Source organism: Microcystis sp. BLCC-F210 (assembly GCF_042134685.1).
GTDB classification, from domain to species: Bacteria; Cyanobacteriota; Cyanobacteriia; order Cyanobacteriales; family Microcystaceae; genus Microcystis; species Microcystis aeruginosa_D.
Window position 1 is genome coordinate 270095 of sequence record NZ_CP169647.1, and the last position, 13295, is coordinate 283389.

At 44.1% G+C, this 13295-nt stretch carries 17 protein-coding genes; 4 read left to right on the plus strand and 13 right to left on the minus strand.

The features are described 5' to 3' along the window. Positions 1 to 3: 3 nt before the first annotated feature. The gene (locus ACE3JL_RS01375) at positions 4 to 156 is read left to right on the plus strand and encodes a hypothetical protein (RefSeq protein ID WP_375328679.1); all 153 of its coding nucleotides are present in this window, start codon (positions 4 to 6) and stop codon (positions 154 to 156) included. A 70-nt stretch (positions 157 to 226) separates the two neighbouring features. Here the strand turns inward: ACE3JL_RS01375 and ACE3JL_RS01380 are convergent, their stop codons facing one another. Beyond that, positions 227 to 865 carry an FHA domain-containing protein gene (locus ACE3JL_RS01380; protein ID WP_375328680.1) on the minus strand — a complete coding sequence of 213 codons (639 nt, stop codon included), beginning with the start codon at positions 863 to 865 and terminating at the stop codon, positions 227 to 229. Between the two features lie 276 nt (positions 866 to 1141). After that, positions 1142 to 1864, minus strand: a complete 723-nt coding sequence (gene pgl, locus ACE3JL_RS01385; RefSeq protein ID WP_375329567.1) for a 6-phosphogluconolactonase — start codon at positions 1862 to 1864, stop codon at positions 1142 to 1144. A 440-nt stretch (positions 1865 to 2304) separates the two neighbouring features. Between pgl and ACE3JL_RS01390 the strand changes: the two genes are divergently transcribed. After that, entirely contained in the window at positions 2305 to 2925 is a 621-nt protein-coding gene (locus ACE3JL_RS01390) for a metalloprotease (protein WP_271988713.1), read from the plus strand. A gap of 51 nt (positions 2926 to 2976) precedes the next feature. Here ACE3JL_RS01390 and ACE3JL_RS01395 read toward each other — a convergent pair whose 3' ends face one another. The 10 genes from ACE3JL_RS01395 to ACE3JL_RS01440 all read right to left on the minus strand — a co-directional run bounded on the left by ACE3JL_RS01395 (position 2977) and on the right by ACE3JL_RS01440 (position 10388). Continuing rightward, on the minus strand, positions 2977 to 3147 hold the full coding sequence (locus ACE3JL_RS01395; protein ID WP_002742489.1) for a high light inducible protein: 171 nt from the start codon (positions 3145 to 3147) through the stop codon (positions 2977 to 2979). A gap of 88 nt (positions 3148 to 3235) precedes the next feature. Then, positions 3236 to 3964, minus strand: a complete 729-nt coding sequence (locus tag ACE3JL_RS01400; protein ID WP_375328681.1) for a Bax inhibitor-1 family protein — start codon at positions 3962 to 3964, stop codon at positions 3236 to 3238. 349 nt (positions 3965 to 4313) lie between these two features. Then, entirely contained in the window at positions 4314 to 5294 is a 981-nt protein-coding gene (gene chlG, locus ACE3JL_RS01405; RefSeq protein ID WP_375328682.1) for a chlorophyll synthase ChlG, read from the minus strand. A 6-nt stretch (positions 5295 to 5300) separates the two neighbouring features. Continuing rightward, the gene (locus ACE3JL_RS01410; RefSeq protein WP_271988715.1) at positions 5301 to 6377 is read right to left on the minus strand and encodes an ArsA family ATPase; all 1077 of its coding nucleotides are present in this window, start codon (positions 6375 to 6377) and stop codon (positions 5301 to 5303) included. 22 nt (positions 6378 to 6399) lie between these two features. Then, positions 6400 to 6591, minus strand: coding sequence for a DUF2862 domain-containing protein (locus ACE3JL_RS01415; protein ID WP_002742483.1), 192 nt, complete (start codon positions 6589 to 6591; stop codon positions 6400 to 6402). Positions 6592 to 6964: 373 nt separating this feature from the next. After that, positions 6965 to 7297, minus strand: coding sequence for a hypothetical protein (locus ACE3JL_RS01420; protein WP_375328683.1), 333 nt, complete (start codon positions 7295 to 7297; stop codon positions 6965 to 6967). A gap of 157 nt (positions 7298 to 7454) precedes the next feature. Next, on the minus strand, positions 7455 to 8351 hold the full coding sequence (locus ACE3JL_RS01425; RefSeq protein WP_002789013.1) for an ABC transporter permease: 897 nt from the start codon (positions 8349 to 8351) through the stop codon (positions 7455 to 7457). 366 nt (positions 8352 to 8717) lie between these two features. Further along, positions 8718 to 9350, minus strand: coding sequence for a DUF305 domain-containing protein (locus ACE3JL_RS01430; protein WP_375328684.1), 633 nt, complete (start codon positions 9348 to 9350; stop codon positions 8718 to 8720). Between the two features lie 355 nt (positions 9351 to 9705). Beyond that, positions 9706 to 10083, minus strand: a complete 378-nt coding sequence (locus ACE3JL_RS01435; RefSeq protein WP_185238395.1) for a DUF6516 family protein — start codon at positions 10081 to 10083, stop codon at positions 9706 to 9708. Continuing rightward, complete coding sequence (locus ACE3JL_RS01440) at positions 10080 to 10388, minus strand: hypothetical protein (protein WP_185238394.1); 309 nt, start codon at positions 10386 to 10388, stop codon at positions 10080 to 10082. The genes ACE3JL_RS01435 and ACE3JL_RS01440 overlap by 4 nt, the downstream gene beginning before the upstream one ends. Before the next feature lie 123 nt (positions 10389 to 10511). On the opposite strand from ACE3JL_RS01440, the gene ACE3JL_RS01445 reads away from it, so the two are divergent. Both ACE3JL_RS01445 and ACE3JL_RS01450 read left to right on the plus strand, forming a co-directional pair. Next, entirely contained in the window at positions 10512 to 11444 is a 933-nt protein-coding gene (locus ACE3JL_RS01445; protein WP_375328685.1) for a PEP-CTERM sorting domain-containing protein, read from the plus strand. A gap of 273 nt (positions 11445 to 11717) precedes the next feature. Then, entirely contained in the window at positions 11718 to 11927 is a 210-nt protein-coding gene (locus tag ACE3JL_RS01450; RefSeq protein WP_271988723.1) for a hypothetical protein, read from the plus strand. 36 nt (positions 11928 to 11963) lie between these two features. On the opposite strand, the gene ACE3JL_RS01455 is transcribed toward ACE3JL_RS01450, so the two are convergent. Continuing rightward, positions 11964 to 12734, minus strand: coding sequence for a Uma2 family endonuclease (locus tag ACE3JL_RS01455; protein ID WP_375328686.1), 771 nt, complete (start codon positions 12732 to 12734; stop codon positions 11964 to 11966). Between the last annotated feature and the right edge of the window lie 561 nt (positions 12735 to 13295).

Below are 13295 nucleotides of genomic sequence, written 5' to 3' on the forward strand. Positions count from 1 at the left end.
TCAGTGGGGAAGTGGGGAGGTGGGGAAGCGAGGAAGTGGGAAGTGGGGGAATGGGGGGATGGGGAAGTGGGGAGGTGGGGAAGTGGGGGAATGGGGAAGTGGGGGAATGGGGAAGTGGGGGAATGGGGAAGTGGGGAAGTGGGGGAATTCAACTAAAACCCTAAAACCCTAAAACCCCAACACCCTAAAACCCTAAAACCCTAAATCCCTAAATCCCTAACCCCCTTTAAGACATTTGGAAAGTAAAAGTCATTTTGTCCCCTTTACCGAGGGAAATGCGATCGCCTGCCCGAAGACGATGACGATTGCCGGGGGGTAGGGGATTGTGATTAACGTAGGTTCCGTTAGCGCTGCCCGTGTCTTCAAGATAATAGATTCCCCCTTCGACGCGGATATCGGCATGAACCCGGGAGACGATATCAGAATCGGGAAAACCGGAAACATCGATATCGGGGGGAATGCGATCGTTAGGTTTGCCGACATGAATTACCGATAGATGTAGGGGTAATTCAATTTTGCTATCGGTTTGTAGGTGCTGGAGACTAGCCATTTCCGTCTGTAAGCGGGTGGCAGCCGGAACCGGTGAGGGGGCAACAGGAGGAGGTGCGATCGAGGCGAGCGTGGGTGTCGAGACTGGTGGGACGGGTTCCGGTTCCGATTCCGATTCCGATTCGGCCTCGGCTGCCACCATGGAAACGGAATTAGGCTGTAAATTGTAGCCACACTGACCGCAAAAGGTGGCATCAGTTTGGATGGTTGCCCCACAACTAGGACAGGAAGACATCCGCGGTAAGGGGGTATAACAGGCCTCGCATTGACTGGCCTCATCGGGGTTAATATGTTCGCAATTAGGACAAACGATCATTTTTAAGGAAAAAGTAAAAAGGAAAAAGTAAAAAAGCAGATTAGGAGTTGGGTGTTGGGGTGTTGGGGTTTTATGGTGTTAGGGTGTTGGGGTTTTATGGTGTTGGGGTGTTGGGGTGTTAGGGTGTTAGGGTGTTGGGGTGTTAGGGTTTTAGTTGAAATTCCCCCATTCCCCCATTCCCCCATTTCCCCACTCCCCCACTCCCCCATTCCCCCATTTCCCTATCCCCCCATTCCCCTATTCCCCCATTCCCCTATTCCCCTATTCCCCTATTCTCTAGACAAAAGAGGAACCGGCGGCCGCATCGAGTAACCAATATAATTCCCCGGCCGGAGGGTGGATGAGACGAGAAGGATAGGAGAAAGGGTCGCCATAAGCAGAGAAAATCTCATGTAGAGCGGGGCGTTTACTTTCGCCGGCAGCGATAAAGATCACACAACGGGCCTGATTGATCAGGGGAACGGTAAAAGTTAAGCGGGGATTGCCGTCTTTCTCGCCAACGGTGATACAGCGATCGCTCACCGTTAAAGCTGCCGTGTGGGGAAAGAGGGAGGCAGTATGACCATCATCGCCCATTCCCAATAAAATCAGGTCAAAAATGGGAAAATCGGGAGAATTGACCCCAAACCATTGGCGGAGATGATCATCGTATTTTTGGGCAGCCCGGTGGGGATCGGGTTCATCCGTGGGCATGGGATGAATATTAGCGGCCGGGATCGGTATGCGATCGAGCCATGCTAACCGGGCCATGCGTTGATTACTGTCGGGATGATCGGGACTAACGTAGCGTTCATCTCCCCAGAAAACGTGAATTTTTGACCAGTCGAGGGGTTGAGATGATAAAGCTTCATAGAGAGGTTTCGGGGTACTACCGCCGGACAGAGCGATCGTAAAATGATCCTGTTGGTCGAGGCTGGTTGTGATTTTTTCCAGAACTAGCGCCAGAGATTTTGCGATCAGAGCTTGTTTATCAGCTAAAACTTCCACCAATTTCTGCATGGGTTTTGTTATCAACTCAGGGGGACTGTCTTTACTATAGGCTAACCCTTGAGGACTCATCTGAGAGCTTGGGAAAATTTTATCTAGAATGTCGGGATGAAACTGTAAATTCTGAAAACTTCGATCAAAAGTCGCGTAAATTCTGTATTTTCTCTGGAAGTCTTAGATATAGCCTTTAAAATTTTGATCGTAGCGGTAGGCTAATCCAGATTGGGAGCATCTCACTTACGCGATGAGTAATTATACTTAGCTTAAAAGCCACTCTTAATCGTGTCTTGGAACGAAATAGAGGCTTTTAAAGACCGCGTACATGGAGAATTAAAACAAGAATTACCCTCGAAAAGCCTATTTTTCTACTAAGTATTTATGCTTATTGCAAAGGTGAGATGCTCCCTCCAGATTAATTAAACTTCTTCCTCACTCCCGATTTTGTTAGTATCATGAAACCTAACTCTGGCCGTAAACGTTTATTATCCCTGATATCTGCTGTTTCCTGTGGTTCGCTCTTGATTTTATCCCCTCTAGCCCAGAGAGCGCAAGCAGACGATATTAAGGATGCCTTAGAAGCGGTAATTGAATATACGGCTCAATTACACCAGATCAATTTTAAGTATTTGTTAAGTAATAGCCCGATGACCACCCCCTGCGGTGTAATTTCCCTAGCGGCTTTCTGCACTGTAGATAATACAGTTTACGTCAATCTCAAGCAAGTTACTCGCATTAGTGATAATCCCCTATTTCCCCTTTACGCTGTCGCTCACGAGGCTGCTCACGCTGTTCAGTGGAATCGGGGTATCGGTGGCATTGATGAAGGTGGAATGAGCATCGGCATTGAATTACAGGCCGATTGTCTAGCGGGAGATACCCTTTCCTGGTTATTTACCGAAGCGAGAGGTTTATCCAAACAGGATTATATAATAGCAGGAAAACTTCTAGCGGAAGCTGCCTCGGAAGTGGGTGATTTTGAAGCTCCTAATCGCTCCCACGGCACACCGCAACAGCGAGGTGATTCGGTCTTGCAAGGATTCTACGGGGAAAATCACGAAGCTTGTATGCGTTAATTAACACTTAAGGCTGTATTTCCCCTAGAATGCCTAAACAAGCCTAAAAAATTACTGTAACCCTAACCAAGATAGCAGACCTTGGCCAGTTAGATACTCGATCAACAGGGTGATCACAAAACCAATCATAGCGGCTCTACCGTTGAGGCGCTCGGCATAGTCATTAAAACCAAATTTGGGATCTTCTAATTTGGGGGTTTGAGTCGGTTGTGGTTCAGTCATGATCTTTACAGGCCGTTTACATTTCTTTACTATTCTAGCGGAGTTAGAAGTTAGGTTGTAACTAATTTCTAACTCCTCTCTATTTACCCTAATCTCGACCGTTAAGAGCGATTAAAAGGCGCAGAATAAAGATAAATAGGTTGATATAGGTCAAATACATCGATAAAGCAGCACTGAGATACTGTTCATCTCTGTAGGTACGGGGCAAGATGTAAAAGTCCACCACTGCCGAACCAGCAAACAGGAAAACCCCGATGCCGGAAATAGCGATTTCTAACCAGGTGGGAGTAGGGCCACCAAAGATAGAGAAAATTAGCTGACCAATGAGAACAATAAAAAGAGCGAAAATACCGATGCTCACGGTTTGAGTCAGTGCCAAACCATCTTTTTCCGACAGATTCGAGCCGATATTGCGTCCCAAGACAAAAGCGATGCCGCAACCGAGGGCAGCAATTGCCACTCCTCGCAAACCAACACCGGAAGTACCTAGGGCCACATAGACGATTCCACTGAGAGTATAGCCAGAAAGAAGGCTATAGAGAGTCAGTAGGGGCAGAGCAGTGCCTGTATTGCCTTTTTCCGCAGTATTACGGGCAACAAAAAATAAAATAATCTCGGCAATCAGAGCGACAAAGAAAGTCGGGAAGAAAATCTGGGGATAGGATTGGATCACACCTAAACCGCCATAGGTTCCCACCGCAGTTAAAATTAGACCACCACCGAGATAGGGTAGAGCCTTGGGGATAACATTGGGGCCGATAAGTGCTTGGCTTTTAGCCTCGCGTAAAGCTTGACGAAAATTACTGGTATTACTCATGGTGACTAGGTTCGAGATACTTGTCTCAATCAATCTTGTTAAACAGAAACTATTCTTGATTAGTTCGTCAAGAATGGCGAATCGGAGCGAAGAAAAAAAGGTAAATTTTTTCCCCAGCATCGATCCCCTCTTGATTGTAACGAAAAGACTAGGGATCGAGCTAAGTAGTCAGGTGTTAAAAATCGTCAGATACCCCCCTTATCAAGGGGGGATCGGTACCGAGGGGGGATCGAACTCAAAATCTATTTTCACCCCTCTTGACGGATCAAGTTACCTTAAACAGAAGCCAAATTCAAGGCGATTATGTCCCATAAACTGGATATTTCCTGTTTTTATTAAACTACAATCTTCAGAGTATCCCCTGACCTAAAGCCAAACCTGTCACCAACATTCCTAACACTAGGAAAGGCTGGGCGCTGGCTTGATATTTGACATCATTTTTGAGCGGATCCCGCAGAAAATACATATCTTGGAAAGTGATCTGAGGGATAATTAATAACAGTAAAATAGCGGCATAAAGATTCTGATGAATACTAATCAGATAGCCAGCAATTCCCGCTTGAAAAACATCGATCATAATCACACAAATCCAAGCTGCGGTGGTAATTCCAAACATAACTGGCAAGGATTTTAAGCCCAATTTTTCGTCACCTTCCACACTTTTAAAGTCATTAACTACAGCAATGCCTAAACCCGCCAGACTATAGATGAGGGTTAGGATCATAATTGTCCCATTTAACTGACCAAAAAGGGCGTGACCTGCCCACCAAGGTAAGGCTATATAACTAGCACCGAGGGCATAATTTCCCAGCCAACCATTTTGTTTTAATTTTAAGGGTGGTGCTGAATAAATATAGGCGATAAAAGAACCAAATAGGGTTAAACAGAGCATAATCGGGAAATCATGACCGGCCCAGCGATCAAGAAGATAAGCTATTCCTAACCCACCCACTAATAAAACCAAAATCTGGCTGACCACTTGCGGAATAGAAATTACCCCCGAAGGAATCGGACGATAGGGTTCATTAATTGCATCGATTTCTCGATCGTAAAAATCATTTAAAGTTTGGGTATAACCAGTCATCAATGGACCGGAAAGTAACATACAGGTGGCCGATTTTAAGACATCTTCTAAAGACCAAGTATAATTCCCCGATGAAGCCGCCCCACAGACAACACCCCAAATTAGGGGGATCCAAGTGATCGGCTTCATCAATTGTAAGCGGATTTTCCAGAGGGAGGTTTCTGCCGATGAGGCCCCTTTCATGCCCAATAATTGGCGCGTTTTTGCGCCTCGATTATCCTTGTTTTCTATCTCGGTGTTTGACATAATCCCTTAAAAAGAAATAATTAAGTAACCGTCTTGGAATTTTGCCCCTTTTACCGCTCGTCCGGTCAGAGGTGGTGGTACATCGATATTACGCCGTTGATCCCCAGCTTCGATGGTTAATTCTGGACCCGATTGCGTCAGTTTTACCTGTTTTTTCTCAAATCCGGGTAAATAAACCTTGACCTGACCGGCTGCCGTATCGATTATTAACGGTTTGGGCGGCTGCACCGTGAGAAAATTGGGTAACTCGGCGATTAACTCCTGCCAATCTTCTCCTTGACGGTAGGGTAAAATCGCAGCCGGCAGCGGTGCAAAATCCTCCGTAGCACTCTGACAGCGATTAAAAATTACTCCCCCCACATTTAAACCGATTTGCTGCGCCCCACCCCAAAGATATTTGGCATCTGCGATCGCAATTGGATCATCATTGGTGACTAGATAGGCTAAAACTCGCCGAGGATCGGCTAAAGCGGAACGTCCCTCGTCTAGAATGTTATTATCGACCTTCTTCCCTAAACCGTCGGGATTAAAGGAGAAATTCAGCACGGCGGCGGCGATTGGTTGGAAAAAGGGAGAAAGGGTGCGACCAATCTCAGAATCGCTGAAAACCTGCCGAAAACGCCGTGAATACCAGCTGCCCACCTCTGGAATCCCTAACATTCGCAGACTGTTGATATCTCCGCTGCCGTCGTAGATGATGACATCGTAATTTCCGCTTTTATCCTGTTCCCGCAGGAAATTTAAAGCTAGAGCTTGGTCCATTCCGGGTAAAATGCCCAACTCTTGACCATAAACATTTTTCAAGGTGGGAGAACGCAAATACTGCTTTTCTAATTCCTTGACTTCTTCCCAACTTTTTTCTAGTAAGTGGGTACTACTAAGCTGGATAACCGAGAGATTTGGGGCAATTTCGGTAATAGAGGAGCTAGGGGAGGCCTTGAGGAGTAATCCCCAAGCAGGGCTAGGATCCTGACCGACCAAGAGAACTTTTGACCCCAGACTAGCCATTTTCTTTGCCGAAGCGATCGCTATTGTACTGCGACCGCTGCCCCCCTTGCCCAAAAAGGTCAAAATTAAGGACATAATTAATTCCTAAGCGTTGTGTTTAGATGAGTTTGAGTTCATCTTCAAAAAACCAAGTAGCGGTTTTATCATCGAACTGGACAACAGCACCAACACCGCTGCCATCGGTCATCTTAAAATTTTTGATGACACCCACTTTACCCAATTTACCCGCTACATCCGAGTTAACGCGGTCTCTTAAGCGACAGACCTTGACTTTTTGCCCGATTTCCATTACTTCCACAGTTTTAATACGATGATAATTCAATAAACCAATCCTAAGTTTAATATAAATTCGTGTCAGATAAACCCTCCAATGATCTTCGGTCATTAGTCTTTCTAAGATCATCCGCACTTAGCGATCATATATACTAATACTAAATCCGTTGAGTACAGGCTAGTTATGAGAAGAGGCAAAAGGCAAAAGGCAAGAGGCAAGAGGCAAGAGGCAAAAGGGAATAAATAATCAGTTTTTAATAACTGGATTTAGTATAAGGAATTGAACAAAATCAACCTCTTGCTTAGGATAGGCAAAAGACAAGAGGCAATAGGCAAGAGGTAGTTAGATATGTGCAATTAATTGTGTCTAACTACTCAAAAAAGGGGTTTTATTTGGTTTCTGGGGCAGGATTTCGGAGATTTTCTAGTTGTTCTCTTTGCTTGCGTTTAAACTCCTCAGCCGCTTCGTTGATATTATTGAGGGTATCTTCCTGAAATTCCGATCCGTCCCGGCTACGGCGAAAATTACTATTATGAATCAAGTCTAGAGGATTAAAACCACCGAGACTATCCCTGCCATCAGAACTACGTTCATTTTTTTGATAATCTGGCTGACTGGGGTTCAAGCTTTGAGCTAACACTTGCGGATTAAAATCAGCCCCGACTAATAAAATAGTAGATAGAAATAAAGACGATTTGATCAACATTTTTTGAGTATTCATAATCTAACTAACTCCTCAGAAAATTATCTTGTTTTTGGTCGTGAGAAATTGACAAGCTTTTCAATGAACAGTAAACTAATAACTGGTAACTGATAACTGGTAACTGGTAACTGGTAACTGGTAACTGATAACTGATAACTGATAACTGGTAACTGATTTAAGCAAAACGACGACGAAGTAAGGGCTGAATTGCTAAAAGGATTAGCAGATCAAAAGCTAAGAGCAAGGCTAAAACTGTCAAGAAATTGAGGTCAAGCCAAGGGGTTTGTAAGACTATGCTATCAAAAGACCAGTGCTGATTGAAATAAATATAACGGATCGGTTCGATCGCATAGGTGAGAGGGTTGAGACTGGCGATTACTTTTAACCAATCTGCCATAAAGTTTAAGGGTGCGAGGGCGGTACTGGCAAATAAAAGCGGTAAATTGGTGACGAAAATGACGGCGATTAATTCGATATGTCCGGGGAGAGCAAAAGTTAAACTGAGACTTAAGGCAGTCATCCCCAAAACGATCAGAAAAACAATCAAAGCGATCGCACCTAATCCGGCTAAACTGGGCAATCCGGCCCCTAAAAAGGCACTAGCGGCCACGATCGAGGCGGTTTGGATGAAACTGAGGGCGATAATATAGATGGTAGAAGCGGCCACGATCGAGTAACGAGTGGTTAAAGGTGCTACCAAGAGACGGTTAAGAAAGCCAAATTCTCGATCGAACATTACCGGCAAACCGGCATTTAAGGCCCCAGAAAAAGCGGTAAAGACAATCACTCCGGGGGCGAGAAATTTAGCATAACTGAGATCGTTGCCGAATAGTCCCTGGGGGGCATTATAAAATAAAGCTCCAAATAAAATCAGCCACATAAATGGCTGAATTACCCCCGCGATTAGGGTTGAAGGACGACGTTGTAATTGGATGAACAGACGTTTAGTCATGGCCAGAGTTTCTTGCAGAAATTCCCCTAGCACATTTCCCCCATCGTCCACCGTTGCTGCTCTAGTGGGATTGGGGGCTAAACTAGCTTTTAAGGAAGAAGGTGTGATGGTTTGGCTCATGAAATATTTACCTCGAAAGGGAAGGGTTTAGGTAGAGATTTTGGGATTGTCACTCTCAATCCCCAGCAAGCTAACAGTTTTATTTTAAAGTGAACAGAAGGATATAGCAGTTATCTTTATTTTGAGGCGATAAGTCTCTGGTGGCTCTTCTCGACTTTGTGTGATAATTTTTGCTTATAGAATCGTGAAATATTTACCTGGAAAGACTTTTAGGACTATTTTGCTGAAGAAACTATCAGTATAGACCCCGTTTCCACACAGAAACCAGAAGAGCCCTCTGGTTTTAGGGAAAACTAGAACTTATGTATTAGTTAAGCGTCGTTGCATTAGGGAGCGCACCCGACAAAATTGCGATCGCAATACCAGCTAATGATGCATCCCACCCATTGAATTGCGATCACCAAACCAGGCCATCAACCAAGTTTGCATCTGCTGAATTTCCCGGCGCTGGCTAGTGGCAATGTTCTCAGCAAAGGGCCGGACAGCCTGATGCTTCACCAGATTATGATTTAGGAGCATTTGCGACATCATCACGGCTCCCATATGATGTTTAATCATATCTTGTAAAAAAGTTTGATCTAGGGCATCGCCCTGAAGTTGACTCAGATCGCGCATCATGGGAACGTAGGAGACGCTAATATTCCTTCCGGGATACCACTGGTTGAGCCAGTTTTTCATCTGAGCAATTTCAGCAGTTTGCACTTTAATGATCTTTTGAGCAAACTGCCTCATCTCAGGACGAGTAGTGCGTGCCAGAATAACCTGGGCGGTATCGATTGCCTCCTGATGGTGGGGAATCATTTGGGCAAGATAGTTAAACTCGCTACTGACCTGCATATGATGCATCCCACCCATGCCGCTGGGAGAAAATTGAGCAGAGGCAGAATCTGGAGAATTTACAGATGGACGTGTCAGAAGTAAAGTTGAGGTTGCAGCCAACCCAAGAGCGGCAACCGCCCCCAGCAAAATAATGGCTTTATTTTTCATGGGAGAAACCATTTACAAACCTCACTATACTATAGCACCCGCCCAAAAGTAACCGGAACTATCTTGACCAAGAAATTGGCAGTCTAACGGCTGAACTCACCCGCCGTAGTTAACTTCCGATAAGGCTCAGACGGTAACTGATGAGCCTTTCTTTGTCAACTCTTGAGGTCTTGAGGTCTTGAGGTGGGAGCATCTCAATTTATGGAAGTGAGTAATTATATTTATCTCTAAAATTGGTTTCCAGCAAGGCTTTCAAAATAGCTTGACATAAAAACCTGATTTAGGGGTTACAAAGGTGAGATGCTCCCTCTTGAGGTTGATGCGTTTCATTTTTGAATTGGCGGATTACTGCAATTCTAACAGAAAATTACGGTTTTAGATTTCGTTGTTTTTCTGCGATTTCTAAAAGCACTTGCTCAAGACTTGGCTCAAGGCTTTCTTTAATGTCATCAACCTCGTGTTTATGATGGGGGAAAGTGGCAATTTCAACATGATGGGGTGCATTATCATAACGGAAGATCATAGTTTGAGCTTCGTTCATGTAATGATAGCGATATTTTATCTTTGGTTTTGTGTCAGTATTTTTTACTTCAACAAAGTCTAAGCGATGATTATTTTCAAAAATAATTGAACCATTAATATAGCCTTGACTTGCGTTATAAATTTTCTTGGTCAGTGATAAATATCTCACATTGGGAAATTCTCGAATGGTTTGTTCGATTTGCAAAAAATAGACCTCAATCATTTTAATTCTTGGAGATTAGCCTCGTTTTGAAGAAGCATTTCATATAGTCCAGACCAAACTATAAAATCCGATTCATCTCCTAAAATGCCGCAAGAAAATTGTTGATAAAATTCTTTGGATGTCATTTTATATTGTTTTTCCAGAGCTGCTAAATCTAATTTTAGATTCAAATTGCTTTTTTGCAATTCGGCAATCTGATAATCAATAATGCTTTGGGCAAATTTTTCTTGATCTTTGATAGAGTTTAAAATCTTTTTAAGGCGTTTTTCTGTTTCAGGCTGAACAGACAGATGAAAATCTAACATAAACTGTCTCATTACCACAAATCAAGCGGGATTTCATTCTAGCAAGCGTCAGCCCTAGAGGAGAGAAATATAAAGATTTGTTAAATTGTATTATAAGATACAATGCGGGGGGGGGAAGTGTGTATGCTGCCGTCGGCTCTCTATTCCTGTTTAGCTCTAAAAATGAAAAATCCAATTTTAGCGGCGCTGAGTCAAAAATCTCTCTCAGTTGGTATTGTGGCATCAGCCGTTTTCTTCGGCACTACTAGCCACGCCTTGGCTAGCGTTCTGATTGCCGGAGCTCCCGGCGATGCGATTTGGCTCAACGACGTTCAAGCAAAAATTGCTGGAACTGGCCTGATTTCTGGGAGCGTAGATGTACTGAATGTCGGTTCTTCTACCCCAACTCTCGCGCAATTACAGGCTTATGACGCCGTACTGTTCTTTTCTGATGCATCTTTTGCTGATCCAACCACTTTCGGTAATGTATTAGCAGATTACGTCGATGCGGGTGGTGGAGTAGTCCAAGCGACTTTTTCATTCTGGATCGCTGGCATAGTCATTGGTGGTCGGTGGAGGGCGCAAAACTACGATGTTTGGCAACCAGGAGGACAGATCTCCCCCGGAAATCTAACATTAGGAACAATTTACGATCCATCGAACCCGATCCTCGCAGGCGTTACCAGCTTCAATGGTGGGTCATCGAGTTACTACAATACAGTGGGATCTCTCAACCCTACAGTGGGATCTCTCAACCCCGGTGCGGTGGCAGTGGCTGACTGGAGCAATGGGGTACCGCTAATCGCTGTCAATACCTCCACATTTGCGGGCAAAATAGCTGGGTTGAATTTTTATCCCCCATCAAGCGATGCTCGATCAGATTTATGGGTCAGTAGTACCGATGGCGCACTGTTAATGGCCAATTCCCTGAACTTCGTCACCAAACAAGTTTCTGTTCCCGAACCCAATTCTCTTCTTGGACTGTTTGCTATCGGCACTCTTGGCGCAGCTTCAACCCTCAAGCGCAAACTAAAATCCTCCCAATCCACCGAAAAGAAACCCACAAAAGTCGGCTAAATTGCCCACAAAATATCACAAACACCCCTTCATTCAGTCAGTTGAGGGGGTTTTCGCTGGTTACAAGGTTCTACCTTGTAACCAAATATTTAGGCTCTGCCTAATTTAAATATATTATTCTTCAGGTAGAACCTGAAAATAGCGTTCCCAGGTAGAACCTGGGAACGAGGTAGGAGGCGCGGGTTTCCTCTCTCTTTTTTTGGGGGGGTTTTTTGATGGGTAGCATCTAAGTCCTGAATTATGTTAGGATTAGCCCTAGAATGATCAAAAATCATGACTACACAAGCAACAGTAATCCAAGGCACAGCCAAAGAAATTAGAGAAGCACTGGCGCTTATACCGGATGATGAAATTGTCCGCCTTATGGTAGGTTGTCCCAGCTTATCTATTATTGCCAGAAAATTACAGCACGAGGCCGCAACTCTTGGCATAACAGCTGCGGAACACGACGCACTTATGGCATCGTTAAAAGATGATTGGTGATGCGGGTTGTTGTTGATACCTTGGAGAAGTCAGACCTTACACTTCATCGGGGTTAATGCCAAGCGCTCTGAGCCTTTCAGCCAGCCGGATGGCTTTTTGTTCAGCCTCTTGTTTCGCCAAGCGTTCTTGATTGGCAATTTGCCGTTCTTGAGCAGCGATCGCCTCTGCGTTCATCGCTCTTTCCTCAGCCGTTAGATAGCGATTTCCCGACTGGTCATACCAGTATAACCATTCCCGATACCAAGCAATATGTTCTCCTTTTTCGTAACCTAGCGCCAAGCCAATTTCAGGCAACCAAACTCGATTATTCTCACTCTCTAAAAGTTCATATTTTCCTGAGATTAATTTATATACTTCTAATCTTTGTCGGTTTTTAAATCTTCCCCTTCTGCCACTGAAAGGATTGTATATTACATAATACAGAATCCCTAGGCTTTGATAATTTAGAAATTTTTCCTCGTATTCACTATTATACTTCTCGGAAATTACCTCTAAAAACAAAATCGGCAAGATATACTTTTCTCCCCACAAAATATAGCTTAACCGACCTCTTTCTCCCGTATCATGGTTGACTCCAACTGCTAAGAAACCATCGGGGACAAAAGCTGATTCGTCTGGATTATAATAAACAGCCATATCTACCCCAAAATACCAATCATCTCGACCAGACCAAATTAAGGCTAATAAATTTAGCAGCAGATTGGGAAGATCATTCTGTAACTGATTGTCCACTGGAGTTTCATCGGAAGAGGGTAATTCTTCGGCACTGGGAAGAGGGCAATTTTTGTTATAGGTGAGGTTAACCATAGCTCCGACAAGCGTGGTGGCTCTTCTGGTTTCTGTGTGGAAACGGGGTCTATACTGATAGTTTCTTCAGCAAAATAGTCCTAAAAGTCTTTCCAGGTAAATATTTCACGATTCTATAAGCAAAAATTATCACACAAAGTCGAGAAGAGCCGCGTGGTGTTTAATTACTGCCAATTCTAACAGAAAATTACGGTTTTAGATTTCGTTGTTTTTGTGCAGTTTCTCAAAGCACTTCATCAAAACTCGGCTCAAGGCTTTCTTTAATGTCATCAAGCTGATTAATTTGGTTCTTCCGAACTTACAATGTAGAAAATTCCCCAAGCTCCCTCTCTGTCCAGCAATGCTCTAAAGTTGATAAATATCAATCTAACAAAAACTCAAAGCTTTACTATACAAGCTTTACAAGCATAAGTTGTTAATAGTTTTACATGACAGGTTCGGTAGAGCCATTAATTTCTTGGTTAGGAGAGGCACTCAGGCACTCATGCAAGAGTCAAAGGGGAGAATAAATCAGGGGTGCTGTCCGCAAAGCGAGAAAATAATGCCCAAGGGAGAGGAGGC

Excerpts from the sequence above, each read along its gene's own strand:
- ACE3JL_RS01380 (WP_375328680.1), bottom strand. The coding sequence starts at position 865 with ATGATCGTTTGTCCTAATTGCGAACATATTAACCCCGATGAGGCCAGT.
- pgl (WP_375329567.1), bottom strand. The coding sequence starts at position 1,864 with ATGCAGAAATTGGTGGAAGTTTTAGCTGATAAACAAGCTCTGATCGCA.
- ACE3JL_RS01390 (WP_271988713.1), top strand. The coding sequence starts at position 2,305 with ATGAAACCTAACTCTGGCCGTAAACGTTTATTATCCCTGATATCTGCT.
- ACE3JL_RS01395 (WP_002742489.1), bottom strand. The coding sequence starts at position 3,147 with ATGACTGAACCACAACCGACTCAAACCCCCAAATTAGAAGATCCCAAA.
- ACE3JL_RS01400 (WP_375328681.1), bottom strand. The coding sequence starts at position 3,964 with ATGAGTAATACCAGTAATTTTCGTCAAGCTTTACGCGAGGCTAAAAGC.
- chlG (WP_375328682.1), bottom strand. The coding sequence starts at position 5,294 with ATGTCAAACACCGAGATAGAAAACAAGGATAATCGAGGCGCAAAAACG.
- ACE3JL_RS01410 (WP_271988715.1), bottom strand. The coding sequence starts at position 6,377 with ATGTCCTTAATTTTGACCTTTTTGGGCAAGGGGGGCAGCGGTCGCAGT.
- ACE3JL_RS01415 (WP_002742483.1), bottom strand. The coding sequence starts at position 6,591 with ATGGAAATCGGGCAAAAAGTCAAGGTCTGTCGCTTAAGAGACCGCGTT.
- ACE3JL_RS01420 (WP_375328683.1), bottom strand. The coding sequence starts at position 7,297 with ATGAATACTCAAAAAATGTTGATCAAATCGTCTTTATTTCTATCTACT.
- ACE3JL_RS01425 (WP_002789013.1), bottom strand. The coding sequence starts at position 8,351 with ATGAGCCAAACCATCACACCTTCTTCCTTAAAAGCTAGTTTAGCCCCC.
- ACE3JL_RS01430 (WP_375328684.1), bottom strand. The coding sequence starts at position 9,350 with ATGGTTTCTCCCATGAAAAATAAAGCCATTATTTTGCTGGGGGCGGTT.
- ACE3JL_RS01435 (WP_185238395.1), bottom strand. The coding sequence starts at position 10,083 with ATGATTGAGGTCTATTTTTTGCAAATCGAACAAACCATTCGAGAATTT.
- ACE3JL_RS01440 (WP_185238394.1), bottom strand. The coding sequence starts at position 10,388 with ATGTTAGATTTTCATCTGTCTGTTCAGCCTGAAACAGAAAAACGCCTT.
- ACE3JL_RS01445 (WP_375328685.1), top strand. The coding sequence starts at position 10,512 with ATGCTGCCGTCGGCTCTCTATTCCTGTTTAGCTCTAAAAATGAAAAAT.
- ACE3JL_RS01450 (WP_271988723.1), top strand. The coding sequence starts at position 11,718 with ATGACTACACAAGCAACAGTAATCCAAGGCACAGCCAAAGAAATTAGA.
- ACE3JL_RS01455 (WP_375328686.1), bottom strand. The coding sequence starts at position 12,734 with ATGGTTAACCTCACCTATAACAAAAATTGCCCTCTTCCCAGTGCCGAA.